Source organism: Verminephrobacter aporrectodeae subsp. tuberculatae (assembly GCF_026127385.1).
GTDB classification, from domain to species: domain Bacteria; phylum Pseudomonadota; class Gammaproteobacteria; order Burkholderiales; family Burkholderiaceae_C; genus Acidovorax; species Acidovorax aporrectodeae.
Genome location: NZ_QZCX01000001.1, coordinates 489,862 through 514,040 on the forward strand (window position 1 = coordinate 489,862; position 24,179 = coordinate 514,040).

General features: G+C 63.2%; 21 protein-coding genes and 4 pseudogenes. 17 read left to right on the plus strand and 8 right to left on the minus strand.

Annotation, left to right across the window (positions count from 1 at the left end):
- Positions 1-18: 18 nt before the first annotated feature.
- The gene (fliF, locus tag D5041_RS01795; RefSeq protein WP_265283738.1) at positions 19-1,674 is read right to left on the minus strand and encodes a flagellar basal-body MS-ring/collar protein FliF; all 1,656 of its coding nucleotides are present in this window, start codon (positions 1,672-1,674) and stop codon (positions 19-21) included.
- Positions 1,675-1,852: 178 nt separating this feature from the next.
- Between fliF and fliE the strand changes: the two genes are divergently transcribed.
- The 4 genes and pseudogenes from fliE to D5041_RS01815 all read left to right on the plus strand — a co-directional run.
- The gene (fliE, locus tag D5041_RS01800) at positions 1,853-2,164 is read left to right on the plus strand and encodes a flagellar hook-basal body complex protein FliE (RefSeq protein ID WP_265258514.1); all 312 of its coding nucleotides are present in this window, start codon (positions 1,853-1,855) and stop codon (positions 2,162-2,164) included.
- A 182-nt stretch (positions 2,165-2,346) separates the two neighbouring features.
- Entirely contained in the window at positions 2,347-3,261 is a 915-nt protein-coding gene (locus D5041_RS01805; protein ID WP_265283739.1) for a LysR family transcriptional regulator, read from the plus strand.
- A gap of 28 nt (positions 3,262-3,289) precedes the next feature.
- Positions 3,290-4,114 (plus strand): annotated as a pseudogene (locus D5041_RS01810) (IS5 family transposase); the annotation flags it as partial.
- A gap of 136 nt (positions 4,115-4,250) precedes the next feature.
- Positions 4,251-4,610, plus strand: a pseudogene (locus tag D5041_RS01815) (carboxymuconolactone decarboxylase family protein); the annotation flags it as partial.
- A 131-nt stretch (positions 4,611-4,741) separates the two neighbouring features.
- On the opposite strand, the pseudogene D5041_RS01820 reads toward D5041_RS01815, so the two are convergent.
- Positions 4,742-4,913: pseudogene (locus D5041_RS01820) on the minus strand (IS5/IS1182 family transposase); the annotation flags it as partial.
- 147 nt (positions 4,914-5,060) lie between these two features.
- On the opposite strand from D5041_RS01820, the gene D5041_RS01825 reads away from it, so the two are divergent.
- The 7 genes and pseudogenes from D5041_RS01825 to D5041_RS01855 all read left to right on the plus strand — a co-directional run bounded on the left by D5041_RS01825 (position 5,061) and on the right by D5041_RS01855 (position 11,178).
- A complete protein-coding gene (locus D5041_RS01825) occupies positions 5,061-5,897 on the plus strand; it encodes an AfsA-related hotdog domain-containing protein (protein ID WP_265283740.1) in 837 nt (278 codons plus the stop codon).
- Positions 5,894-7,249 carry an FAD-dependent oxidoreductase gene (locus D5041_RS01830; protein ID WP_265283741.1) on the plus strand — a complete coding sequence of 452 codons (1,356 nt, stop codon included), beginning with the start codon at positions 5,894-5,896 and terminating at the stop codon, positions 7,247-7,249. The genes D5041_RS01825 and D5041_RS01830 overlap by 4 nt, the downstream gene beginning before the upstream one ends.
- A complete protein-coding gene (locus D5041_RS01835) occupies positions 7,246-8,217 on the plus strand; it encodes a ketoacyl-ACP synthase III family protein (RefSeq protein WP_265283742.1) in 972 nt (323 codons plus the stop codon). Before D5041_RS01830 ends, D5041_RS01835 begins: the two co-directional genes overlap by 4 nt.
- On the plus strand, positions 8,214-8,876 hold the full coding sequence (locus D5041_RS01840; protein ID WP_265283743.1) for an HAD family hydrolase: 663 nt from the start codon (positions 8,214-8,216) through the stop codon (positions 8,874-8,876). Before D5041_RS01835 ends, D5041_RS01840 begins: the two co-directional genes overlap by 4 nt.
- The gene (locus D5041_RS01845) at positions 8,873-10,081 is read left to right on the plus strand and encodes a multidrug effflux MFS transporter (protein WP_265283744.1); all 1,209 of its coding nucleotides are present in this window, start codon (positions 8,873-8,875) and stop codon (positions 10,079-10,081) included. The genes D5041_RS01840 and D5041_RS01845 overlap by 4 nt, the downstream gene beginning before the upstream one ends.
- A gap of 25 nt (positions 10,082-10,106) precedes the next feature.
- Positions 10,107-10,211, plus strand: a pseudogene (locus tag D5041_RS01850) (IS5/IS1182 family transposase); the annotation flags it as partial.
- 130 nt (positions 10,212-10,341) lie between these two features.
- A complete protein-coding gene (locus tag D5041_RS01855; protein WP_265283745.1) occupies positions 10,342-11,178 on the plus strand; it encodes a carboxymuconolactone decarboxylase family protein in 837 nt (278 codons plus the stop codon).
- A 43-nt stretch (positions 11,179-11,221) separates the two neighbouring features.
- Here D5041_RS01855 and fliT read toward each other — a convergent pair whose 3' ends face one another.
- From fliT to D5041_RS01870, 3 genes are all read right to left on the minus strand, one after another.
- Positions 11,222-11,515 carry a flagellar protein FliT gene (gene fliT / locus D5041_RS01860; protein WP_010110264.1) on the minus strand — a complete coding sequence of 98 codons (294 nt, stop codon included), beginning with the start codon at positions 11,513-11,515 and terminating at the stop codon, positions 11,222-11,224.
- A 3-nt stretch (positions 11,516-11,518) separates the two neighbouring features.
- Entirely contained in the window at positions 11,519-11,962 is a 444-nt protein-coding gene (gene fliS / locus D5041_RS01865; protein WP_265283746.1) for a flagellar export chaperone FliS, read from the minus strand.
- Between the two features lie 61 nt (positions 11,963-12,023).
- The gene (locus D5041_RS01870) at positions 12,024-12,935 is read right to left on the minus strand and encodes a DHH family phosphoesterase (protein WP_265258511.1); all 912 of its coding nucleotides are present in this window, start codon (positions 12,933-12,935) and stop codon (positions 12,024-12,026) included.
- A 235-nt stretch (positions 12,936-13,170) separates the two neighbouring features.
- On the opposite strand from D5041_RS01870, the gene D5041_RS01875 reads away from it, so the two are divergent.
- Positions 13,171-14,079: a DMT family transporter gene (locus D5041_RS01875; RefSeq protein WP_265283747.1), complete on the plus strand. Its 909-nt coding sequence runs from the start codon at positions 13,171-13,173 to the stop codon at positions 14,077-14,079.
- Between the two features lie 4 nt (positions 14,080-14,083).
- Here the strand turns inward: D5041_RS01875 and D5041_RS01880 are convergent, their stop codons facing one another.
- Positions 14,084-15,055, minus strand: coding sequence for a LysR family transcriptional regulator (locus tag D5041_RS01880; RefSeq protein WP_010110117.1), 972 nt, complete (start codon positions 15,053-15,055; stop codon positions 14,084-14,086).
- 271 nt (positions 15,056-15,326) lie between these two features.
- On the opposite strand from D5041_RS01880, the gene chvE (D5041_RS01885) reads away from it, so the two are divergent.
- The 5 genes from chvE (D5041_RS01885) to D5041_RS01905 are packed head-to-tail and all read left to right on the plus strand — an operon-like array spanning position 15,327 to position 22,138.
- Positions 15,327-16,397, plus strand: coding sequence for a multiple monosaccharide ABC transporter substrate-binding protein (gene chvE / locus D5041_RS01885; protein ID WP_265283748.1), 1,071 nt, complete (start codon positions 15,327-15,329; stop codon positions 16,395-16,397).
- Positions 16,398-16,424: 27 nt separating this feature from the next.
- Positions 16,425-17,498, plus strand: a complete 1,074-nt coding sequence (chvE, locus tag D5041_RS01890; RefSeq protein WP_265258509.1) for a multiple monosaccharide ABC transporter substrate-binding protein — start codon at positions 16,425-16,427, stop codon at positions 17,496-17,498.
- A 58-nt stretch (positions 17,499-17,556) separates the two neighbouring features.
- Positions 17,557-19,104, plus strand: coding sequence for a multiple monosaccharide ABC transporter ATP-binding protein (gene mmsA, locus D5041_RS01895; RefSeq protein ID WP_265283750.1), 1,548 nt, complete (start codon positions 17,557-17,559; stop codon positions 19,102-19,104).
- Positions 19,105-19,115: 11 nt separating this feature from the next.
- On the plus strand, positions 19,116-20,363 hold the full coding sequence (gene mmsB / locus D5041_RS01900) for a multiple monosaccharide ABC transporter permease (protein WP_407702245.1): 1,248 nt from the start codon (positions 19,116-19,118) through the stop codon (positions 20,361-20,363).
- 41 nt (positions 20,364-20,404) lie between these two features.
- The gene (locus tag D5041_RS01905) at positions 20,405-22,138 is read left to right on the plus strand and encodes an IlvD/Edd family dehydratase (protein WP_010110126.1); all 1,734 of its coding nucleotides are present in this window, start codon (positions 20,405-20,407) and stop codon (positions 22,136-22,138) included.
- A 103-nt stretch (positions 22,139-22,241) separates the two neighbouring features.
- On the opposite strand, the gene D5041_RS01910 is transcribed toward D5041_RS01905, so the two are convergent.
- On the minus strand, positions 22,242-22,739 hold the full coding sequence (locus tag D5041_RS01910; RefSeq protein WP_407702203.1) for a histone: 498 nt from the start codon (positions 22,737-22,739) through the stop codon (positions 22,242-22,244).
- Between the two features lie 167 nt (positions 22,740-22,906).
- On the minus strand, positions 22,907-24,067 hold the full coding sequence (locus D5041_RS01915) for a ribonucleotide-diphosphate reductase subunit beta (RefSeq protein WP_010108067.1): 1,161 nt from the start codon (positions 24,065-24,067) through the stop codon (positions 22,907-22,909).
- Positions 24,068-24,179 lie beyond the last annotated feature (112 nt).

Below are 24,179 nucleotides of genomic sequence, written 5' to 3' on the forward strand. Positions count from 1 at the left end.
GCGCTCGGTGCTCAGTGCTCAGGCGGACTCGCCGCTGAGCCAGGTCTTGAGGATGTTCGCCACGGCGACCGGATTTTCCCGGGCGAGCACGCGCGCTTCCTCCAGGCGCAGCTGCTCGGGCGTCGCGGGCAGCGCCGCGTCACTCGGCGTGGGCAGCGCGGGGCGCTCCAGGGCCTCGGCTTCCAGGGCGTCGATCTGGCCACCGGCCACGGCGCGCGGCGCCGCCCCCTTGAGCGCGGGCCGCACCAGACCCAGCAGCACCAGGGCCGCGAACAGCACCGCGCCCAGGGGCCAGGCGAAGGTTTTGGCCAGCTCGATCACCTCGGGCCGCTGCCACAGCGGGACGTCCACGGGCGGCGCCACGCGCACCAGGAACGGGGTGTGCATGAGATTCACCGAGTCGCCGCGTTCGCGGTTGAAGCCAATGCTCTCGCGCACCAGCGCCGTCATCTGCTCGATCTGCTCGGGCGCGAGCGCCCGGCTGCGGCCCTTGGCCTCGTCCAGCTGGTAATTCACCACCACGGCCGCGCTCAGGCGCTTGACGCTCCCCGTTGCGCCGCGCGTGACCTGCAGCGACCGGTCCAGCTCGTAGTTGGTGGTGGATTCGCGCCGGCTCGTGGCCTGCGCTCCCTGCTGCCCGCCCGCGTCCGGCGCGGGGTTGGCGCCGTTGATCGGGGCCGTGGACGGCGCGGGCGGCTGATTGCTCACGGCGCCCGGAATGCCGCTGGGCATCCGCTCGGGGCCGCCCCGGCTCTCCAGCTGCTGCTGGCTGCGCACGGCGCCCGAATCCGGCGTCTGGTTCGGCCGGAACTGCTCGGAAGTCGATTCCGTCTGCGTGAAATCCACCTGCGCAGTGACCTGCGCGCGCACGTTCCCCTGGCCCACCACGGGCTCCAGAATATCCAGGATGCGGCGGCTGTACAGTTGCTCGATCTGCTGCACGTACAACAGCTGCTGCGCATTCGCCTCGGCGCCCGTGTCGGGCGACTGCGAGAGCAGCTTGCCCGTGTCGTCGAGCACGCTCACGGCCGAGGGCGCGAGCTCCGGAACGCTGGAGGCCACCAGGTGCACGATGCCGGCGAGCTGGGCGCGGTCCAGAACGCGGCCCGGATACAGGCCCACGAGGACCGATGCCGAGGGCTTTTGCTGCTCGCGGAAGAAACCATTCTGATTCGGCAGCGCCAGGTGCACGCGCGCGCTCTGCACCGACGACAGGGACTGGATGGAGCGGGTGAGCTCGCCTTCGAGCCCGCGCTGGAAGTTCAGCCGCTCCTGAAATTGCGTGAGCCCGAATTTGCTCGACTCCATGAGCTCGAAGCCGACCACCGAGCCCTTGGGCAGGCCCTGGGTCGCCAGGCGCAGGCGCACGTCGTGCACCTGGTCGGCCGGAACCAGAATGGCGCCGCCGCCCTGCGTGTACCTGTAGGGCACGTTCATTTGCGTGAGCTGGACCACGATGGCGCCGCCGTCCTTGTCGCTCAGATTCGCGAACAACACCCGGTACTCGCTCTGGCGCCCCAGAAGCAGCAGCGCCGCGGCGGCCGCGAGCAGCAGCGCCAGGCCCAGACCCAGCCGCACACGCTGCGCCCGGCCAAGGCTCTGCAACCGCTGCAGCCATGGGGGGCGGGCAGGCGCCGTCGGCGGATCGGAAGGAACTTGGGCCACAGCAGACATCTTGCTTATCCAGTCTCAGGCCCGGCGACGGACCTGGTGCGAGCCCGATTATTTCGATCGCACAACCGGCGTGTTCGCCGGATAAGCCGCCCGTTGGGCGCGCAATTTCCGCCGCCGGATGCGCCGCCCGCGGCTAGGATGCGCAAAGCCCCTACCGCCCCTGCCCACGGACACCGCCATGGACCTGCGCCTGCCGAGCGTCACCCCCCCGCTTGCCGGCACCGGCACAGCCTGGCGCAGCGCGCCGGCGCGGGATGCGGGCGCCGAAGTCGGTTTTTCCAGCGCGCTCAAGGGCGCCCTGCAATCCGTGAGCGCGGCGCAGAACCGCTCCACCGCCCTGCAACAGGAAGTGCAGTTGGACAACCCCGCAGTCAGCCTGGAAGAAACCATGGTCGCCATGCAAAAGGCCCAGATCGGCTTTCAGGCCACCTTGCACGTGCGCAACCGCATGCTGCAGGCCTACACGGACATCATGAACATGCAGGTGTGAGGCGCTGGACACGGCGCGTGTCCAGCGCCCCCGCTGCAACACCAACTTCCTGCGCAAAACCCCCTGCAGTGCTACGCTGTGCAGCAGTAGCAATCAGGCCAAACCGTGCGCCTGTGATCCTGACAGCACCCTCATCCGCTGGGCGGAGTTTGTGCAACAACGTCCAAAAAGGGGTGGTAAAGATGAACGGCTCTCTGAATCTCAGGCAGATGAAGTACTTCATCGCGGTGGCGGAGGAGTTGAGCTTTCGGTGTGCCGCGGCTCGGCTGTGCATCACACAGCCCCCGCTGAGCCGCCAGATACAGGCGCTGGAAGAGAACTTGGGCGTATTGCTCTTTGAGCGCGGCAACCGCCGCATCCAGCTGACCGATGCGGGGGAGCAGTTTCTGGAGCGCGCCCGCCTTCTGCTGAGGGACTCCGAGCACATCGTCATGCAGTTCCGTCAGCCCCCCGCCGCGCGGGTGCAGGCATTGAATCTGGGCATTACAACCGTCATCGACGCCAGCCTGTTCTCCTGGATAGAAACCGAATTCGCACAGCGCTTCCCCTTGCTTCGTCTGAACGTGAAGCGGCAGATATCCATCCGATCCGTGCGCGACCTGAACCGCGGTATCCTGGACGTCGCCGTGGTGGGCCTGCCATTGCATACGGAAAGCCTGGTGCTGAACCATCTGCTCGATGAACCGATGGTCGTGGGGCTTTCCGGAAGCCACCCGGCGGCAAAAAAGCGCAAGCTGTCCTTGCGCGACCTCGATCAAGAGAATCTCTTCTGGTTCGATCGCAAGCAGAACCCGGCCTACTACGATCATTGCGAGCGTGTCTTTGCGCGCATGCGCTTCACCCCGGCGCGCACCATCGAACCGCCGGACTTCCATATCCTGCTGAGCCTGGTTGCCGAGGGGCAAGGCATTGCGCTGATTCCCCGGTCGCTCAAGACCATGAAGCGCAAAGGCATCATCTACAAAGACCTTGACGAAGGCGAGCAATTGGGCATTGGCGTGGCAGTCGCCCATCGCGCAGGAGAGCCGTCAGATTTGATCGCCGCTTTTATCGGTTTTCTGAAAGGGTATCTGGCCGAATCGAAAATATCGGCATGATGTCGACGAGAGCCTTCTAACGCCCGCACCGGCTGCGGATGTCTCCAGGCGCGCACGCCCGATCGTCTACCCGGACGCCGTCATCCAAGGTTTGCTCAGTCTCAAGCAGGTGTTTGATCGGCCCCTGCGTGCGCTGCAAGGATTCGCTCAAAGCCTGCGCCAGCTTGCCTTCCCGAATCTGCCGGCACCCAACTACACAACCTTGAGCCGCCGCGCGCAAAGCCTGCAAGTCGTCTTGCCCTCGTTGCGCCCGGGTGAGCCACTGCACTTGGCCGTTGACAGCACAGGCCTCAAGCTCTATGGCGAGAGCGAATGGAAGGTGCGTACACACGGCTGGTCCAAGCGCCGCACTTGGCGCAAGGTCCATCTGGCGAGATGGACACAGGGACCGGCCAAATTTGCGCGGCACTGATGACCCATCAGGAGATGGGCGACGGCGAGGCCCTGACCGATTTGCTTGAGCAGATTCCGCCCGAAACACCGATTGACATCGTCGGCGGCGATGGGGCCTACGACACCAAAGCGTGCCACGCGCAGATTGCCGCACGCGATGCGACGCCCTCGATTCCCCCGCGCGGGGGCCACGTTCTGGCCGCAGGCCACGCCGGGCGCAACTTGACGCAATGCGGCCATTGACAAGATCGCAAAGAGCGGCCGACGCGGATGGAAAAAAGCCAGCGGCTACTACAAGCGCTCACTGGTGGAGAACCTGACATACCGTCTGAAGACGCTGACCAGCCATTTCCTGTGGGCACGCACGGTTGGTTCGCAGTCCACCGAAGTCGCCATACGTGCGGGCGTGCTCAATCGCATGGCCTCTCTGGCTCGCCCTCAGTCCGCGCACATCACCTGAATTGGTGTTCTTGAGGAGGTACATCTTCGAAGGTCAATTTATGCAACAACGCCCCACAACGTTCCAACCGATACCCAAAAGGTATCAACAAATTAAGCAATCGTCAGCCTCAAAAAATATCATTAATCTACGAAGGATGAATAGCACATCTATCCACACGGATCGCACCGCCTACGAGGTTGGAATCACCTGTCTTCGCAACATCGAAGCAACCAGAAAACCATCCATCATCAATGCCTTGGCCAACATTTCCCCCGACCTTGGAAGGCTGGTCATCCGCTTTGTGTATGGCGAGATCTATCAACGAACCCACCTGATCTACCACGACAGACAATTGGCTACCGTGGCCATCCTGGCCATCCTGGCCGTGCTGGGTAGTAATGCGCGGCCACAGCTGAAGTTCCATATTTCCGCTGCACTCAACGAGGGGTATAGCGCTGCCAAAATTATCGAACTGATGACACACTTGGTTGTCTACGTAGGCTTCCCGACCACCTTGAATGGCATTTTTCCTGCCAAGAAGGTGTTCGATGAACGTAAGCTGCATTTCGCGCCAACAACGACGACTCCTTGGGCGTTGTTGCATTACTCGACCGGCGAAGATGCGCGCCTCCCAAAAACACCAATTCAAATAATGTGCATGGACTGCGGGCGGGCCAAAACCGGCCATGCGATTGAGCACGCCCGCACGGATGGCGACATCGGTGGCCTGCGAACCAATCGTGCGTGCCCACAGGAAATGGCTGGTAAGCATCTTGAGACAGTACATCAGGCTCTCCACCAGCGAGCACTTGTGGTAGCAAGCGTTCGCACGCCATGCGGCCCAGGATTTATACAACAATGCCCAAGTTTGCGACACAAGATCGGTATCTATATCAAGTAATAGTGCGACTTGTCAGTCTTCTTGTATTGTCTGAATTTCTGATTTTCATGTAATGGAGGTGATATGGCAAAAAGTGGAATTGTTGTTGGTGACTGCTTCTCTGGGTTCTCATCTGTAGATGGAGTCTTCACTGTCAGCGAATTAGTGAGACGCTTACGCCAGCTTGACGATGTTGGCAGTGATGCTGCATTGCCAACACTACTGATTTGGGGACAAGGTGTTTCGGATAGCGATCGTGCATCCCTTATCCGACTGATTCGTCGAACTCAGGGGCGCGTTGCCATAACTACGGCACGTGAATCCCAACCGACTCCAGCGAGCTACAGTCATGTTCATAAGCATGAGCCGCAAAATGTTTTGATCAGTGTCCCGAAACGCGCTGATGAGCATCGATTCGTGGCCGACCTTCTGATTGACGCACGCAACGAATTGTTGCTGGACCACGTTACTGGTCAGCATGTTCAAGGCATGGTCCTGATCGAAGCAGTTCGACAGATGTTCTTGGCAGTCACGAAAGAGCACTTGTTCAACGAACAAACTCCGGTAAAAACCTATTTCGTCATCAAATCGATGAAAATCGACTACAAGTTCTTCGTGTTCCCGGTTGATGCCAGTGTGTCATTTCGGCCGGATAAGATCAAGCATGGCGACGACGGACGATTGTCTGTCACGGCATCGGTTGGCGTATGGCAACAGGGAATTGAGTGCGCAACATCCGTAGTTTCGTATTCAGTATTTGATGCAGATCACATCAGGACACGGGAATTTGCGCTTGCCGATGCCTGTGTTCGAGGCGTCCTCGGAATGGAGAATCCGCCATATCCGATAATATCTCTGAGTCAGGATATTCAACAAGATCACAATCCCAGCCACGACGGCAGCCAACGGATAGCATCATGACTGGACCCATTGTCATCGCAGGCGCCGGACCGACCGGCTTGGCACTCGCCTTGATGTTGAGACAATTGGGGCTAGATGTCACCGTCTATGAAGCATCTCCAACCATTGACACTCGCCCCCGGGCAGCAATGATTCATGCTCGGGTCTTGGAAATTCTGGACCGTCTTGGCTTGATCAACGAGTTCCTGAACTCGGGGCTCATGCAACACGCCATCGCTTTCGTGCGGCCCGACGGACTGCAATTAGCAATTGAGTTTGATACCTTGCCAACGCGATTCCCATGTGTACTCAACTTGCGCCAACCAGACATTGAGTTGCTTCTCACCCGAGCGCTATTGGACATGGGTGTGGTTGTTCATCGTGGCACTACTGTCGAAGGATTTTTTCAGTTCCCCGACAGTGTTCAGATCAGGCTGAACTTTACCAGCGGAGGCTGCCAGACTATTGAAGCGGCTTGGCTTGTTGGATGCGATGGTGCCCGCTCGACCGTGCGGACACAACTCGGGGCAAGGTTCGAGGGCGAAACAATCCCCTATCCCTACATCCTTGGAGAAGGCACGCCGACCGTCGCGCTGGCACCTGGTAGCGTAAGCACGATGCTCGTCACCACGCAAGGCGTTGTTTCGTGGCTACCGTTTCGAGATGGTGGCGTACGTGTCGCCGGCCCTGGTCGCGCTATCACCCAGGACGCCAACCGTCCAGATCTCACTGCAGCCGAATTCTTGGTTGAACAAGCGCGACTCGTGACGAATCCGAACTTGCGGGTTACCAATATCGACCGGGTGGTGGCCTACCGGGTGCACGCGCGGTTAGCCAGTCACTGGGGGGAAGGACGTGTCTGGCTTGCCGGCGATGCAGCACATGTGCACCCTCCCGCTGGCGGACAGGCGCTCAATCTAGGGATCGTTGACGCAGAAGCCATTGCGCAGCGACTGACAAGCGGGCTCGCCTTCACTATAGGGTTCGACAGCTACGAAGCAGAGCGCAGATCCGTTGCCGAGGCCACGTTGGCGCAGGTCGCAATGATGCCTCTTGTTGCGGCCTTGCGCGACGCTCGCACCGAAGCGGAGATCGAGGCTCTTCGCCAAACACTAGCTGACATGGCGATTCGTCTGAGTCATCTCGCCACAGACTACAACGCAACGGGACCAGATCGACTCGGAAGCACGGATCCCAAAGTACGACAAGTTCTGCGGGTAGGTCGTCGCGTCGACAGACGACTGGAACTAACGCCAGACGAGACCGAAACAGGGTGCTGGAAGATCCCCGGAATGCGTATTTGGATGACCCCAGATCGGCATGTGCGTAAATTGCAGAGATTATTGTTTGGGCACATGGAGGAGGTGAAATGACAGGTCTGTCCATTCTCGATCTTGCTGTTGAGTTGCCTGAATCAAAGGTTTCGATCGGCAATCTGGCGGCCGACTGGCCTGGAGAAACTGCGAGGTTTTCCCAGATGGGATACGAAGGCTTGGCTGTCGAGAAAAATCGCTCTGCAGGGCAGCTTGCGATTGCAGCGAGTCAGCGTCTTGCATCCCCAGCAGCAAAGACATTGGCACTGGTTGTTCATGCATCGATTCATGATCAAGGGATGGGCGTTTTCTGGAATCCGGCGACCGCTGTTCAAGCCGAACTAGGGGCGACACTAGCACGGCCGCTGGCATTGCGCCAGGGGTGCGATGGCCTGCTTCTTGGACTTCAGTTCGCTTGCGAGCATCTTGGAAAAACCGCGACTGGGCGGGCGTTGCTGGTTGGCAGTGATTGCTTTGCCACGACCGGATTTTGCCGAATCACGTCCGACTACGGCATCCTCTATGGCGATGGCGCCGCTGCGATGGTGATTGGCCCCGGACATGGGATCGCCAGGATCCTGGCTATAGAAACCGTGACCGATCCCGGACTTTGCGCTTTGCACGACAGCACTGGCTTGGGCAGCAATGATGTGCGTGCTGCCAAACGGCGGTTTCTGAGCACCCAAGGCCGTGAGCGTCTTCAGCGCGGCACACGAGAAGCCCTAACAGGAATCAAAGGTCGGTTATTCGCCAACGCGAAGTCCGAACGCGCCGTTCGCTACATCCTCTTTCCCCATCTGGGACTTGATCTACTGCGCGATAATTACTTTCCAGCTTTTGAAGACGCACAGGCGCGTAGCCTGTTCAGCTTCGGGGCATCCGTAGGGCACCTCGGAACGACCGATCAGATAGTGGCACTGGATGCATTGATCCGCACGGGGCGCCTGAATCCCGATGATCGGGTGCTGCTGATCGGCGCCGGTGCTGGTTTCTCATGGACCGGCGTCTTGCTGGAGATTCAGTCATGACGTGTCCTGTTGTGGCGTTCTTTGATGTCGATGAGACGTTGATCGCGTCGAAAAGCATGTTCGCGGTGATGCGCTTTTACTTGGAGCAGACCGAGGGCAAAGCTGGACTGGAGCGCTTCGAGGTTCGCTTGCGTTGTTTGCGTCGATTGACCGCTATGGGTGCACCGCGCGTTGTCATCAACCGTCTCTACTATTTTTTTTGGCGTGGAACATCCGCTAATGCGGTCGCCACCGCAGCTGCGGAGTGGGTCGTGCTGCGCACAACTGAACCTAATTTCTTTCTGCGCCCAACGGTCGCCGCGCTGGCGATGCATCGCCAGCGCGGCGATCGGATTGTGCTTGTTTCCGGTTCATTTCCAGCTGTGCTGGAGCCACTGCGTATCCAACTCGGTGCCGACGACCTGCTCTGTACCCGACCCAGGATTGTCAACGGACGACTCACCGGTTGGGTTGAGCAGCCCATGATTGGTGCAAACAAGGCGCGCGCAGCGCGTTATCTGATGGCGCGAGGCGGGATCAACCCTCTCGCATGTGCGGCCTATGGTGACCATCTTTCCGATCTACCCCTACTCGAACTTGTCGGTCATCCCGGCGTTGTTCCCCATGACCCATCGCTCGTTGCAATCGCACGGGCACGCAACTGGAGAATCCTCACATGACAGAAACCACTTTGACCCAATCCAGCCCCCAGGCCGAGAAACCTTGGTACGAAAACTTTCTCGCACTTCTCATCGTCGCTCTGGCGCCGATTGGGCAGATGGCAATTGATATCTTTGTCCCATCACTGCCACTGATGGCGTCAGAGTTCGCCATTGATCGGACAACAGTGCAATGGAGTGTGACGCTTTACTTGGTGGCATTTGCAGCGGGTCAGTTGGTCTACGGCCCGGTTTCCGACAGTTTCGGGCGCCGACGTGCGTTGATTTCAGGGATTCTCCTGTTCCTCTGCGGATCAGCGATTTCGATCCTCGCACAGACAATCACTTGGTTCATCGTGGGGCGTGTGGTGCAGGGGGTCGGCATCACGGCAGCCTCTGTGCTCATGCGGGCGATCGCTGCCGATCGTTTCCAGGGACCGAAGTTGGCACAGGTGCTGACTTATATGGTAATTGGTTGGGGTGTTGGCCCGGTCATTGCACCAGTGCTTGGCGCAACTTTCCAGACCTTTGTCGGATGGCGTTACTCACTGGTCTTTCTCGCGGTCTACGCGATCGTTCTGTTGGGACTCATCGTCGGGGTGATGAAAGAGACCAATCGACGGCTGGTCCCATTGAGCGCCAGCGCCATAATGCGCGGAGTCATCGAGATATATGGAACGCTGCGCTTCATTCTCATTTTCGTGGCCATGGGGCTATGCTACGGAGCACTCTTGTCTTTCAACTTGGTCGCGCCGTTCATAGTCCAGACCGTGATGGGATACGGTCCGCAGGGGTTCGGTGCCGTGGCCCTGGCTCTGGGCGCAGTGTATTTCTGCGGCGTTTTTTCCAACCGCCTGCTTCCCCGAAGTATCACGACCACGCGCAAGTTCGCGCTTGCGTCGGCACTGGCACTGGTGGCTGCGGTGATTCAAGTAACACTGGCCATCGGCTTTGACCTCAAGCTCTGGGCATTGGTGCTGCCTTTCGCGTGCGTCGTATTTTTCAGCGGTGTGATGTACCCGAATCTCATGGCCCTGGGAGTCTCGTCGTTTCCACACCTTGCAGGGCTGACCAGTTCGCTGCTCGGCTTCTCGTTGATGTTGATCTCCGCTGGCGTCATGGGCGTCTCGTCGCTGCTGGGTGTCCACTCCTTGATTCCCTTCGCATGGCTCACACTAGCTTTGATGAGCGCTGTCTTTGCACTGGTGCGTTTGATCCGTCCCTGATCTCCATACGTGGCATGTCAAGGCCGAAATCAAAGCGTGCCACGCACAGATTGCCGCGCGCGATGCGACGTCCTCGATTCCCCCGCACGAAGGTGCCATGCCATGCCCGCAGGCCACGCCGGACGCAACTTGACACAATGCAGCAGCCATTGACAAGATTGCAAAGAGTAGCCGACGCGAATGGGAAAAAAACGATACCAAAAAAGTATCAACCAAACAAGAAATCGCCAACACCAGAAAACATCCTTAGCCTCCGAAGGATGAACACCCCATCGACCCCCACGGATCGCAGCGCCTACGCGCTTGGATTGACCTGCCTGTGCCACATCGAGGCAACCCGCAGACCCTCCCTCATCGATGCCCTGGCCGACGTTTCGCCCGACCTGGGCAGGCTGGCGATCCGCTTTGTGTATGGCGAGATCTATCAGCGACCTCACCTGAGCTACCACGACCGGCAATTGGCGACCGTCGCCGTCTTGGCCGTGCTGGGCAATGCGCGGCCGCAGCTGAAGTTCCATATTGCCGCTGCGCTCAACGTGGGGTGCAGCGCTGCCAAGATCGTCGAACTGATGACCCACTTGCTTGTCTACGCAGGCTTTCCGACCGCCCTGAATGGTGTTTTTGCTGCCAAGGAGGTGTTCGACGAACGCCAGCTGCATTTCACGCCCACGACGACGCCTTCTTGCCCCGGCGATGCCCGGTATCAAGCCGGGATGGATGCCCTCTCGCGCATCGACGGCCACGCCGGCGAGGCGGTGATGGCCTCCCTGAAGGGAATCGCGCCGGACCTCGGTCGCTTCATCGTGGAGTTTGGCTTTGGCGAGATTTACACCCGCCCCGTGCTGGAACTTCTCGAGCGTGAGCTGATTACCGTGGCGGCGCTTGCCGCGCTGGGCACTGCCACGCCGCAGCTCAGGGTCCATATTCATGGCCTGCTCAACGTCGGGGGCACGCGCGAGCAGATGCTCGAGTTGGCCATTCACGTGGCGGCCTATGCAGGGTTTCCAGCCGCCATCAATGCCACGCTCGCGGCAAGGGAAGTATTCTCCGAACGCGACTCTGGCGGTGATCACGGCCCATCCGCGCCTTCAGGCTAAGACACCCATTGGGGCTCGAATCGGGTCATCGCGCCACCCGCTCTCAGTGCAGCCGCCGGCCTGCGAACAGCTGTTCGAACTGCGCCAGCCAAGGCTCTGCCAGGCAGCGGATGCGGGCGTCGTTGCGCAGGATGCGCTGCATGATGCGCGCCTTTTCGCTGCGCTGTTCCGGCGCCAGCGCCTGCTCCTGCGCCTTCAGGCGCAGCTGCCCGATGAGCACGGCGCAGGCGCCCTCGCAGCGCAGCACGGCGTCCCAATCCCTGCGCCTGGCGGCGTCCAGCATCCTGGCGCTGCTGTCCTCGATGGCCTTGTAGCAGTCGATCAACCCCTGCGACATGGCTCAGCCCCCCAGCACCATGGGCTCGGACTCGGGATCGGGCGCAGCGTCCGTCTTGCGGATGCCATCCCAGCCCCGGGCCACGGACCCGATCAGGTGCGTGACCTGGAGCAGCGCCGCGTCGTCGTTGCGCGCGTTCGCCAGAATCAGGCGGTGCGTGCAGTAGTCGTAGAGCGCGGCCAGGTTCTGCGCGAGCTCGCCGCCGGCGACCCGGTCCAGGGACGCGCTCAGCCCCTCTTCGAGAATGCGCAGCGCCCGGGCAATGGCCGCTACCTTGCCCGGCACGTCGCCGCGCGCCATGGCGCCGCGCGCCGTGGCAATGGAGTCGAGGACGCCTGCGTACAGCAGGCTGACCTGCTGGTACGGGTCCAGCGTATGCCGGATGGTCTCTACATCGATGCGCCGATACGCGGTGGCGGCACGGGCGCGGCCATGGGTGCTGAACATGCTGACGGTCCTTGCAGGGTGCTGTCCAGGATATCGGCGGGCGCCGATAAAACTTGACGCCTCAGGCGTCGAAGCGGCCCGCGAGCAGTTCGGGCAATCGGTCCAGCCCCATCCTGAAGCCGCAGGCCTGCGCGTGGCCGCCGCCGCCCATGCTCTCGGCCAGCGCGATGCAGTCGAAATTGCGCTGCGCACGCAGCCCCACCCGCACACCCTTGGCGCCCGCGCTCCACATCAGCGCAAAGCTGCCGCTCTTGGCCGAGAGCATGTCGCCCACCAGGCTGTGGAACACGCCGGGGGCGTTCACCATCAGCCCCTCGATGCCGTTGAACACCAGGGGCTGGGCGCCTTCGGCGATGTCGGCCGCGAGCCGGCGGTACTTCTCGTCCATGGCGCCACCGCGCGCCATGAACCGGGCGCTCTGCTCGGGCGTGAAGGCGGCTATCTCGCGCCAGCGCGCAAAGTCCTGCGCCTCCATCTCGAGCGCCGACAGAAAGCCTGCGCTCTCGGCGAACTCCCACTTCCAGAGGTCGCGGTCTTCCACGTACTTGAGCAGCGCCGGAAGCGGCGCGTTCGGGTGAAAGAACTCCCACGCCAGGCGCGCGCCCGACTTGTGCATGTCAAAGTGCAGAACCCCGCAGCGGCAGGCAAAGCCGCTGAGCTTTTCTGCGGCGCTCTTGTGGTGGTCGAGCAGCACGAGCTTGGCGGCGTGTGCGTCGATGGCGCGCAGCATATCGGCCGGAAAGGAAAAATCCAGGACGTAGACGGCACGGCCCTGCACGGGTGGCAGGCCGTCCACGGTCTGCACGTCGCCATGGTCCAGGCCCAGGTATTGCGCGCTGTCTCCGTAGTAGAGCCAGGCGGCAAACGCTGCGCCAAAGCCATCGGGGCAGTGGCCCCCGTGGTAGACGATCAGCGGCGCGGGGTCGTTCTTGTCCGGGGCGACGAACAACTGCAGGGGAAGAATGCTTTTCATGGTGCCGCCGATTGTCGCGCGACCTCCGGCCCCGCTGCCACGGGCGCTGCGCCCGGCGGCTGACGCGGCTTGCGTGTGTTACATTCTGTGACCCCACGCTGCGCACCCCACGCCCACGCCCGCCCGGCACACGCTCCATGCACCGGCCACCCTCCTTTTCGATCGCGCCTCCCGCGCCGCGCACGAGCGTCCGCGCGCCGGATGGGCCGCGGCGCCCACGCAGGAAAGCCCGGGCATGACGGTGCAAGCCGCCGCTGCGGCGCAGCGCACGCACACGGCTGCGGCGAATCTGCGCGGCATCGTCGCCATGCTGGCTGCGGGGGGCTTTTTTTCGCTCCTGGACGCGCTGCTCAAGACGCTGTCGCCCAGCTACCCTGCCATGCAGGTGGCGGCGTTGCGCGGCTGGACCGCGCTGCCGCTGGTGGCGCTGTACGTGCTGTGGCGCGGGAACGCGCGCGGACTGCTGCGCGTGCGCTGGTCGCTGCATCTGCTGCGGGGCGGGCTCAACGTGGCGATGCTCGCGCTGTATGCGTATGCGCTGCGGGAGCTGGCTCTGGCGCAGGCCTACACGCTGTTCTTCATCGCCCCGCTGCTGATCACGGCGCTCTCGACCGTGGTGCTGCGCGAGCGGGTGCGCGCAGCGCATTGGAGCGCCATCGTGCTCGGCATGGTCGGGGTGCTGGTGGCGCTGCGCCCGGGTCGGGAGGCGTTTTTCACCCCGGGTGCGCTGGCGGTGCTGGCGGCGGCCTGCTATGCCGTGTCGGCCATTACGGGCCGCGTGCTCTCGCGCGCCGAAACCAGCGCCAGCCTGGTCTTCTGGACCACGGTGATGCTGGCGCTGGGCGCCGGCGTGCTCGCCTGGCCGCAGTGGGTTGCCGTGGAGCGCGCGCATTGGCCGCTGCTCGCGGGCCTGGCGGTGACGGGGTTTCTGGGTCAGCTGGCGATCACCGAGGCGTTCCGCCATGGGCAGACCTCGGTGGTCGCCCCGTTCGAGTACACCGCCCTGGCCTGGGGGTTGGCGCTGGACTGGGCGCTGTGGCAAACGGTGCCCGGGTATCCGACCCTGCTCGGGGGCGCGATCGTCATCGGCAGCGGCCTGTATCTGGTGCGCCAGGAGCGCACGCAGGCGGTTCTGCCGCCGTAGGAATTCAGCCCGCGTCCACCGGGCGCCCGTACTGCGACAAACAGGTCTGCCTGAGCGCCGCCATCATCACCTGCGCCGCGGGCGAGAGCAGGCGGTCCGTGCGCGTGATGATGCCGAAGGCATCCATGTGGCAGGGCAGGGCCAACGGCAGCACGGTGACGATTCCGTAGGCCGCGTAGTAGTGCCCCACGTCGGCCCCCACCACGGCGATCATGTCGCTTTGCTGGAGCATGCGGGTGATGAACAGAAGGGCAGAGGCCTCGACCGTGTTGATCGGCTGCGCGAGCCCCTCCTGCTGGAACAGCAGATCGAAGCGATGCCGCAGCACACTGCCGGCGGGCGGAACGATCCAGCCCGCCGACAGGCCCGCGGAGAGCAGTTCGCGCAGCGTCAGGGCCTGCGTCGCGAGCAGCGGGTGCCCGGGCCGGGTCACCGCGCAGATCGATTCCTCGGTGAGCGATTCGTAGCGCAGATGGGTCTTGTCGTGCTCGGCGAACAGACGGCACACCAGGATGTCGAGCCGGCCCTGCTCGAGCCGCGCGAGCAGCACCGGGCTGCTGTCGATTTCGATGGATACGCGCAGGCTGGGGTGCTCCTGCTTGACCTGCACCACCGCCGGGGGCAGCAGGCGCAAGCCCTGCGAGGCGACGGCGCCGACGCCCACCTGACCGAAATGCCCGGTCCTGAGCGCGCCCAGTTCCTCGTGCGCCTGCTTCAGGCTGTCCAGCGCCATGCGCGCGTGGCGGATCATGGTCTCGCCGTACCAGGTGGGCCGCATGCCGCGCGGCAGGCGCTCGAACAGCGGCAGTTCGAGCATGTCCTCCAGGTCCTTGAGCAGCCTGGAAGCGGCCGGCTGGGTCATGCTCAGCTGCTGCGCCGCGCGGTGGATGTTGCCCTCGTCGGCGAGCGCGACCAGCAGCAGCAGTTGGCGCGTCTTCAGGCGCGCACGGATGAACCAGTGACTGTCAGTGCCCATCGGGTTTTCCAGAATGCGGAGATCGATATGTATTTTGTCTGAAAAACTATTGGATCGATATCAAAATCGCGCATAAGCTTCGCGTTTTGCCGTCGCCATGACAACCAGGAGACAGGATCGTGCAGCGTCCCACCCCTGCCTGCGCCCCGCTTGCCGCAAGCCACTCCCATCCGCGTAAATACCGATCCAGCGGATCGACCCGCGTGTCGTTACCGTATTAGCCGCCCTCTCGCGGCACGAGTCCATCCACGAATAATCAGGAGGAAAAACCATGAAACGTGCAATTCTCAGGGCCATCCTGGCCACCATCGCCATTGCCGCCCTCGGTGCCGCGCCGCCAGCCAGCGCGCAGGACAAGGGCCGCATCGGCATCTCGATGCCCACCAAGTCCATGGCGCGCTGGATCGCCGACGGCGACAACATGGTCAAGGTGCTGCGCGAGCGTGGCTACCAAGTCGATCTGCAATACGCCGAGGACGACATCCCGAACCAGCTCGCGCAGATCGAGAACATGATCACCAAGGACGCGAAGGTGCTGGTGATCGCCGCCATCGACGGCAGCACGCTCTCGCAGGTCTTGCAGAACGCGGCGGACAAGTCCATCAAGGTCATCGCCTACGACCGCCTGATCAAGGGCTCGAAGAACGTTGACTACTACGCCACCTTCGACAACTTCCAGGTCGGCGTGCTGCAGGCCGAATCCCTCGTGAACAAGCTCGGCCTGAAGCAGGGCAAGGGCCCGTTCAACATCGAAGTCTTCGGCGGTTCGCCCGACGACAACAACGCCTTCTTTTTCTACGACGGCGCGATGAGCGTGCTCAAGCCCTATATCGACAGCGGCAAGCTCGTGGTGCGCAGCAAGCAGCTGGGGATGAACAAGGTCGGGACGCTGCGCTGGGACGGCTCGGCCGCGCAGGCGCGCATGGACAATCTGCTCTCGGCCTACTACGGCAAGGACAAGCTCCACGCCGTGCTCTCGCCCAACGATACCCTGGCCACGGGCATCCTGTCCTCGCTCAAGGGCCTGGGCTACTGCACGGCGCAGCAGGCCTGCCCGGTGGTCAGCGGGCAGGACGCCGACTTGCCTTCGGTGAAGTCCATCATCAAGGGCGAGCAACACTCCACCGTGTTCAAGGACACGCGCGCGCTCGCCCGGGTCACGGCGGACATGGTCGATGCCCTGCTCTCCGGCAAGCAGCCCGAAGTGAATGACACCAAGACCTACAACAACGGCGTGAAGATCGTTCCCTCGTACCTGCTCAAGCCGGTGGTCGTGGACGCGTCCAACTGGAACGCCGTGCTGGTCGGCAGCGGCTACTACAAGGAATCGCAGATCAAGTAAGCCCCGGATCTGCAGGAGAACCCATCCATGAAACGCATATTTCTCAAGGCCGCCATGGCCATGCTCACGCTGGCCACCTTCGCTGGCGTGCCGCTGGCGCGCGCGCAGGACAAGGGGGGCGTCATCGGCATCTCGATGCCCACCAAGTCCTCGGCGCGCTGGATCGCCGACGGCGACAACATGGTCAAGGTGCTGCGCGAGCGCGGCTACCAGACCGACTTGCAATACGCCGATGACGACATCCCGAACCAGCTCGCGCAGATCGAGAACATGATCACCAAGGGCGCCAAGGTGCTGGTGATCGCCGCCATCGACGGCAGCACGCTCTCGCGGGTCTTGCAGAACGCGGCGGACAAGGCCATCAAGGTCATCGCCTACGACCGCCTGATCAAGGGCTCGAAAAACGTTGACTACTACGCCACCTTCGACAACTTCCAGGTCGGCGTGCTGCAGGCCGAATCCATCGTCGACAAGCTGGGCCTGAAGCAGGGCAAGGGCCCGTTCAACATCGAGCTCTTCGGCGGTTCGCCCGACGACAACAACGCCTTCTTTTTCTACGACGGCGCGATGAGCGTGTTCAAACCCTACCTCGACAGCGGCAAGCTCGTGGTGCGCAGCAAGCAGTTGGGGATGAACAAGGTCGGAACGCTGCGCTGGGACGGCGCCGTGGCGCAGGCGCGCATGGACAATCTGCTCTCCGCGTACTACGGCAAGGACCGGGTCCACGCCGTGCTCTCGCCCTACGATGGCCTGTCGATCGGCATCCTGTCCTCGCTCAAGGGCCTGGGCTACTGCACGGCGCAGCAGGCCTGCCCGGTGGTCAGCGGGCAGGACGCCGAGGTCCCTTCGATGAAGTCCATCCTCAAGGGCGAGCAGCATTCCACCGTGTTCAAGGACACGCGCGAGCTCGCCCGGGTCGCCGCGAACATGGTCGATGCCGTGCTCTCCGGCAAGCAGCCCGAGATCAACGACACCAAGACCTACGACAACGGCATGAAGGTCGTTCCCTCGTACCTGCTCAAGCCGGTGGCGGTGGACATGTCCAACTGGAACCCCGTGCTCATCGGCAGCGGCTACTACAAGGAATCGCAGCTGCGCTGAACGCTGGCGCCCGCGCCGGAGCGGGCGCCGTCCAGACTGCTGCAACGAAGAACGAAACATGCTGCTCGAAATGCGGGACATCCGCAAAACCTTCTCCGGCGTGGTCGCGCTCGACAAGGTCAACCTGCGCGTGCGCGCGGGCGAGATCCACGCCATCGTGGGCGAGAACGGCGCGGGCAAGTCCACCCTGATGAAGGTGCTCTCCGGGGTCTACCCGCACGGCAGCTACAGCGGTGAAATCGTCTTCGAGGGGCAGGCGCGCCAATTTCAGGGAATCCACGACAGCGAGCAACTGGGCGTGGTCATCATCCACCAGGAGTTGGCGCTGGTGCCGCTGCTGTCGATTGCCGAGAACGTGTTTCTGGGCAACGAGACCGCGCGCCATGGCGTGATCGACTGGATGGCCGCGCACAGCCTGACGCAGGCGCTGCTGCGCAAGGTGGGCCTGCGGGAGTCTCCCGACACCCTGATCGCCCACCTGGGCGTGGGCAAGCAGCAGCTGGTCGAGATCGCCAAGGCGCTGTCGCGCAAGGTCCGGCTGCTGATTCTGGACGAGCCCACCGCGAGCCTGAACGAAAACGACAGCCGGGCGCTGCTGGACCTGCTGCTGGAACTCAGGGGCCAGGGAATCACCTGCATCCTGATCTCGCACAAGCTCAACGAAATCTCCCGGGTGGCCGACGCGATCACGGTCCTGCGCGACGGCAGCACGGTGGAGACCATGGATTGCAGCACCGCACCCGCGAGCGAAGACCGTGTGATCCGGGCCATGGTCGGGCGCGAGATGGCCGAGCGCTATCCGCGGCGCGTGCCGCGCATCGGCGACACCGTGTTCGAGGTGCGCAACTGGCGCGCCTACCACCCGCAGCGCAGCGAGCGCGCGTTCATCCAGGACGTCAACCTGCACGTGCGGCGCGGCGAAATCGTGGGCATCGCGGGACTCATGGGCGCGGGTCGCACGGAACTGGCCATGAGCGTCTTCGGGCGCTCCTGGGGGCAGCGCATCAGCGGCGAGGTGCGCCTGCACGGCAAGCCGATCGACGTGAGCACGGTGGAGCGGGCCGTGCGCCACGGGCTGGCCTACGTCACCGAAGACCGCAAGGGCAACGGCCTGGTGCTCAACGAGGACATCCAGTTCAACGTGCCTCTGGCGCACCTGGGGGGCATCTCCCGCGCGCAGGTGATCGACCATGGGCGCGCGCACCGGGTGGCGCAGGACTACCGCGAGAAGCTGCGCATCCGCTGCTCCGGCGTGAACCAGAAGACGCTCAACCTCTCGGGCGGAAACCAGCAGAAGGTGGTGCTCGCGAAGTGGCTCTTCACGAACCCCGAGGTGCTGATCCTCGACGAGCCCACGCGCGGCATCGACGTGGGCGCGAAGTTCGAGATCTACACCCTCATCGCCCAGCTCGCGGCCGAGGGCAAATGCGTGCTCGTCATCTCCTCGGAAATGCCCGAGCTGCTGGGCATTTCGGACCGCATTTACGTGATGAACGAGGGCCGCTTCGTTGCCGAGATGCCCACGGCGCAAGCGAGCCAGGAGCGCATCATGCGCGCCATCGTGAGAAATGAGCGGACTGCGGGTGACGCGCAGCGCACTGAATGACCAACTGGTATATGAACTCCACACCTTCTTCGCTGGTGAACGACGCAAGCAAGCTGCTCGGCGCTGCCGACGCGGCCGACGGCCCGGCGGCAATGCCGCGCAAACTGCTGCTGGAATACCTCAAGCACAACGTCCGTGAATACGGCATGTTGATCACGCTGGTGGCCATCATGGCCTTCTTCCAGGTCATGACCGACGGCACGCTGATGCAGCCGCTGAACCTGACCAACCTGGTGCTGCAAAACAGCTACATCGTCATCATGGCGCTGGGCATGCTGCTGGTGATCGTCGCCGGGCACATCGACCTGTCGGTCGGCTCCGTCTGCGGCTTTATCGGCGCGCTGGCCGCGGTGCTGATGGTGCAGTACGGATGGCATTTCGTTCCCGCCACGCTCGTCTGCCTGCTGTGCGGAGGCCTGATCGGCGCGGTGCAGGGCTGCTTCGTCGCGTTCTCGCGCATCCCTTCGTTCATCGTGACGCTCGCCGGGATGCTGGTCTTCAAGGGCCTGGCGCTGGCGCTGCTCGCGGGGCAGTCGGTGGGGCCGTTCCCGGAATCGTTTCAGATGCTCAGCTCGGGCTTCATCCCCGACGCCTTTGGCGCGCAGGGCCTGCGCCTGAGCTCGCTGCTCCTGGGTCTGGCGCTGGCGGCGGCCCTGACCGTGGTCGCCGTGCGCGGCCGCGCCAACCGGCTGCGGCACGGCGTGCACGCGGAGCCCGCGCTCCTGTTCCTGGTCAAGACGGCGCTGTTCGCCGCGCTGCTCATCTACTTCAGCTACCTGCTGGCGTCGTACAAGGGCCTGCCCAACGTGCTGATCGTGATGGCGCTGCTGATCGTGCTGTTCGAATTCGTCACCAGCCGCACGACCATCGGCCGGCGCATCTACGCGCTGGGCGGCAACGAGAAAGCGGCCAGGCTCTCGGGAATCAAGACCGAGCGCCTGGCCTTCTACACCTTCGTGAACATGGGCGTTCTCGCCGCGCTCGCGGGGCTGGTGTTCGCCGCCCGCCTGAACACCGCGACGCCCAAGGCGGGGCTGGGGTTCGAGCTGGACGTGATTGCCGCCTGCTTCATCGGCGGCGCCTCCGCGTCGGGCGGCGTGGGCCGGGTGATGGGCGCGGTCATCGGCGCCTTTGTGATGGGGGTGATGAACAACGGCATGTCCATCCTGGGAATCGGCATCGACTACCAGCAGGTCATCAAGGGCGTGGTGCTGCTCGCCGCCGTGCTGGTCGACGTGTACAACAAGAACAAGGCATGATCCGCGCCCGTCTCCTCTCCCCTTTCTGCCCCAGTCCCACCATGACGCCCCCGAAACGCATATTCCGCTCCGCCGAATGGTTCGGCGCCGCCGACAAGACCGGCTTCATACACCGCAGCTGGATGAAGAACCAGGGCATTCCGGACCATGCGTTCGACGGCCGCCCGATCATCGGCATCTGCAACACCTGGTCCGAGCTCACGCCCTGCAACGCGCACTTTCGCAAGGTCGCCGAGCACGTCAAGCGCGGCGTCTACGAGGCCGGGGGCTTTCCGGTGGAGTTTCCGGTTTTCTCCAACGGCGAATCGAATCTGCGCCCCACCGCCATGCTCACGCGCAACCTGGCGAGCATGGACGTGGAGGAGGCCATTCGCGGCAACCCGATCGACGCCGTGGTGCTGCTCACGGGCTGCGACAAGACCACGCCCGCGCTGCTGATGGGCGCTGCCAGCTGCGATGTTCCGGCCATCGTGGTCACCGGCGGGCCCATGCTCAACGGCAAGCACGAGGGCCGCAACATCGGCTCGGGAACGACGGTGTGGCAGCTGCACGAAGCGCTCAAGGCCGGCGAAATCGAGCTGCACCAGTTCCTCGCCGCAGAAGGGGGCCAGTCGCGTTCCGCCGGCAGCTGCAACACCATGGGCACCGCATCGACCATGGCCTGCATGGCCGAGGCGCTGGGCACCTCGCTGCCGCACAACGCCGCGATCCCCGCCGTGGACGCGCGCCGCTACGTGCTCGCGCACATGTCGGGCCGGCGCATCGTCGAGATGGCGCACGAGGGGCTCACGCTCTCCAGGATCCTGACGCGCGCGGCGTTTGAGAACGCCATCCGCACCAACGCCGCGATCGGCGGATCGACCAACGCGGTGATCCACCTCAGAGCCATCGCGGGTCGCATCGGCGTGCCCCTGGAACTCGACGACTGGACGCGCATCGGCCGCGGCACCCCCACGCTGGTCGACTTGCAGCCCTCGGGCCGCTTTCTGATGGAGGAGTTCTACTACGCTGGCGGCCTGCCCGCCGTGCTGCGCCGCCTGGGCGAAAACGGACTGCTGCCGCACCCCGACGCCCTCACCGTCAACGGCAAGACGCTGTGGGAGAACGTGCGCCAGGCCCCGCAGTACGACGACGAGGTGATCCGCCCCCTGGACAAACCGCTGATCGCCGACGGTGGCATCTGCGTCCTGCGCGGCAATCTGGCGCCGCGCGGCGCCGTGCTCAAGCCCTCGGCGGCCTCGCCCGAGCTGCTGCGGCACCGGGGCCGCGCCGTGGTCTTCGAGAACCTGGAGCATTACAAGGAGCGCATCGTCGACGAGACCCTGGACATCGACGCCAGCTGCGTGATGGTCCTGAAGAACTGCGGCCCCAAGGGCTACCCCGGGATGGCCGAGGTGGGCAATATGGGCCTGCCGCCGAAGCTGCTGCGCCAGGGCGTGAAAGACATGGTGCGCATCTCCGACGCGCGCATGAGCGGAACGGCTTACGGCACCGTGGTGCTGCACGTGGCGCCCGAGGCCGCTGCAGGTGGTCCGCTGGCCGCCGTGCGCGACGGCGACTGCATCGAACTCGACTGCGCGCAGGGCCGGCTGCATCTGGACGTCAGCGACGCCGAACTGGCGCAGCGCCTGCACGCACTCCGCAGCGCCGACATGGGCGGCCGCGGCGGCTACCAGCGCCTGTACGTGGACCATGTGCTGCAGGCCGACGAGGGCTGCGACCTCGATTTTCTGGTGGGCTGCCGCGGCGCGGCCGTACCGCGCGAATCGCACTGAGCACATGGGCACACCCGTTGTGCGCAGATAAAAAAACCCGGTGCACAGGCACCGGGTTGGACGCGCAATGCGCGCAAGAAATACGCGCGAGGTGCCGCGAAAATCAGGGCTTGTTGCCCGTAGGAAAAGGCCAGGCCGCCTGAGGATTCAGGGTGGTCTGTGCGGCAGCAGGCGTCGGCGCCTTGGGGGTTTTCCGCGGCGTCTTCGGTGCAGCCGCCACGGGTAGCGTCTTGGACACGGAGTTGCCTGCGGAAGCGCCCTTCTTCGCCGGTACGACCTTCTTCGCTGGTGCAGCCTTCTTCGCCGGTACGGCCTTCTTCGCCGGTGCAGCCTTCTTCGCTGGCACGGCCTTCTTCGCCGGTGCGGCCTTCTTCGCTGGCACGGCCTTCTTCGCCGGTGCAGCCTTCTTCGCTGGCACGGCTTTCTTCGCCGGTGCAGCCTTCTTCGCCGGCACCGCTTTCTTCGCCGGTGCGGCCTTCTTCGCCGGCATGGCTTTCTTCGCCGGTGCGGCCTTCTTCGCTGCTACGACCTTCTTTGCCGGTACAGCTTTCTTCGCGGGAGTGGCCTTCTTCGCGGCCGGTTTTTTTGCAGTTGCCATCATGTTCTCCTTGGTTCAATTTGCAGAGAGCACCTTCTGTCTACAGTGGACAGAAAGCGATTCATGGGGTCATCCCCATGAACACGGGAACGCCCCGCATGGCGGCGCTCTGCGGCGCTGTCCGTGCGGGGCGTGGTGTGGAAATCCATGGCGATGAAATACGCAAGGCCTTAGTCCCAGGACAGCGCGCCGCCTGATTGGTACTCGATCACCCGGGTCTCGAAGAAGTTGCGCTCTTTCTTCAAGTCGATCATTTCGCTCATCCACGGAAACGGGTTTTCTTCGTGGGGGAACAGCACCTCCAGGCCGATCTGCGTGGCACGGCGGTTGGCGATGTAGCGCAGATAGCCCTTGAACATGGAGGCGTTCATGCCCAGCACGCCGCGCGGCATGGTGTCTTCTGCGTAGCGGTATTCCAACTCCACGGCTTCGAGAAACAGGACCTTGATCTCGGCCTTGAACTGCGCCGTCCAGAGCTGCGGATTCTCCAGCTTGATCTGGTTGATCAGGTCGATTCCGAAGTTGCAGTGCATCGACTCGTCGCGCAGGATGTACTGGTACTGCTCGGCGGCGCCGGTCATCTTGTTCTGGCGACCCATGGCCAGGATCTGCGTGAAGCCGACGTAGAAGAACAGACCTTCCATCAGGCAGGCGAAAACGATCAGCGACTTGAGCAGCGTCTGGTCGTTCTGCGCCGTTCCGGTGCGAAAGCCGGGGTCCATGATCGCCTCGATGAAGGGGATCAGGAACGCGTCCTTGTCGCGGATCGACGGGATTTCGTTGTAGGCGTTGAAGATCTCGCTCTCGTCGAGGCCCAGCGACTCGACGATGTATTGGTAGGCGTGCGTGTGGATGGCTTCCTCGAAGGCCTGGCGCAGCAGGAACTGGCGGCATTCGGGCGCCGTGATGTGGCGGTAGCTGCCGAGCACGATGTTGTTCGCGGCCAGCGAATCGGCGGTGACGAAGAAGCCCAGGTTGCGCTTGATGATGCGGCGCTCGTCGTCGGTCAGGCCCTGGGGGTCCTTCCACAACGCGATGTCGCGCGTCATGTTCACTTCCTGCGGCATCCAGTGGTTGGCGCAAGAGGCCAGGTATTTTTCCCAGGCCCATTTGTACTTGAACGGCACCAGCTGATTCACGTCGGTCTGGCCGTTGATGATGCGCTTGTCGGCTGCCCTGACGCGGCGTGGCGCGGCCTGCGCGCCGGTGGCTGCTGCGGCACTTGCGGGTTGCTGCGATGGGGGCGCCTGTCCCGCCGAGCGGTTGTCGTCCAGACCGCCGTCCTGTTGATTTTGCGCTGAGGGCTTGACTTCTTCGTCCCAGGTCAACATAGATTTTCCAGTGAGCGGATTATGAAAGCAGTGCTGCGAAAAGAAAAGCACTGGAGCGTTGTGCTGCAAGGTTTTGTTGCTTCACAGCACCGGAGCGATGCCGTGGATGATG

Excerpts from the sequence above, each read along its gene's own strand:
- D5041_RS01905 (WP_010110126.1), top strand. The coding sequence starts at position 20,405 with ATGACGCCCCCGAAACGCATATTCCGCTCCGCCGAATGGTTCGGCGCC.
- fliF (WP_265283738.1), bottom strand. The coding sequence starts at position 1,674 with ATGTCTGCTGTGGCCCAAGTTCCTTCCGATCCGCCGACGGCGCCTGCC.
- D5041_RS01875 (WP_265283747.1), top strand. The coding sequence starts at position 13,171 with ATGACGGTGCAAGCCGCCGCTGCGGCGCAGCGCACGCACACGGCTGCG.
- mmsB (WP_407702245.1), top strand. The coding sequence starts at position 19,116 with ATGAACTCCACACCTTCTTCGCTGGTGAACGACGCAAGCAAGCTGCTC.
- fliT (WP_010110264.1), bottom strand. The coding sequence starts at position 11,515 with ATGTCGCAGGGGTTGATCGACTGCTACAAGGCCATCGAGGACAGCAGC.
- D5041_RS01845 (WP_265283744.1), top strand. The coding sequence starts at position 8,873 with ATGACAGAAACCACTTTGACCCAATCCAGCCCCCAGGCCGAGAAACCT.
- chvE (WP_265258509.1), top strand. The coding sequence starts at position 16,425 with ATGAAACGCATATTTCTCAAGGCCGCCATGGCCATGCTCACGCTGGCC.
- D5041_RS01840 (WP_265283743.1), top strand. The coding sequence starts at position 8,214 with ATGACGTGTCCTGTTGTGGCGTTCTTTGATGTCGATGAGACGTTGATC.
- D5041_RS01880 (WP_010110117.1), bottom strand. The coding sequence starts at position 15,055 with ATGGGCACTGACAGTCACTGGTTCATCCGTGCGCGCCTGAAGACGCGC.
- D5041_RS01835 (WP_265283742.1), top strand. The coding sequence starts at position 7,246 with ATGACAGGTCTGTCCATTCTCGATCTTGCTGTTGAGTTGCCTGAATCA.
- D5041_RS01825 (WP_265283740.1), top strand. The coding sequence starts at position 5,061 with ATGGCAAAAAGTGGAATTGTTGTTGGTGACTGCTTCTCTGGGTTCTCA.
- D5041_RS01805 (WP_265283739.1), top strand. The coding sequence starts at position 2,347 with ATGAACGGCTCTCTGAATCTCAGGCAGATGAAGTACTTCATCGCGGTG.
- D5041_RS01915 (WP_010108067.1), bottom strand. The coding sequence starts at position 24,067 with ATGTTGACCTGGGACGAAGAAGTCAAGCCCTCAGCGCAAAATCAACAG.
- fliS (WP_265283746.1), bottom strand. The coding sequence starts at position 11,962 with ATGTTCAGCACCCATGGCCGCGCCCGTGCCGCCACCGCGTATCGGCGC.
- chvE (WP_265283748.1), top strand. The coding sequence starts at position 15,327 with ATGAAACGTGCAATTCTCAGGGCCATCCTGGCCACCATCGCCATTGCC.
- D5041_RS01830 (WP_265283741.1), top strand. The coding sequence starts at position 5,894 with ATGACTGGACCCATTGTCATCGCAGGCGCCGGACCGACCGGCTTGGCA.
- D5041_RS01910 (WP_407702203.1), bottom strand. The coding sequence starts at position 22,739 with ATGATGGCAACTGCAAAAAAACCGGCCGCGAAGAAGGCCACTCCCGCG.
- fliE (WP_265258514.1), top strand. The coding sequence starts at position 1,853 with ATGGACCTGCGCCTGCCGAGCGTCACCCCCCCGCTTGCCGGCACCGGC.
- D5041_RS01855 (WP_265283745.1), top strand. The coding sequence starts at position 10,342 with ATGAACACCCCATCGACCCCCACGGATCGCAGCGCCTACGCGCTTGGA.
- mmsA (WP_265283750.1), top strand. The coding sequence starts at position 17,557 with ATGCTGCTCGAAATGCGGGACATCCGCAAAACCTTCTCCGGCGTGGTC.
- D5041_RS01870 (WP_265258511.1), bottom strand. The coding sequence starts at position 12,935 with ATGAAAAGCATTCTTCCCCTGCAGTTGTTCGTCGCCCCGGACAAGAAC.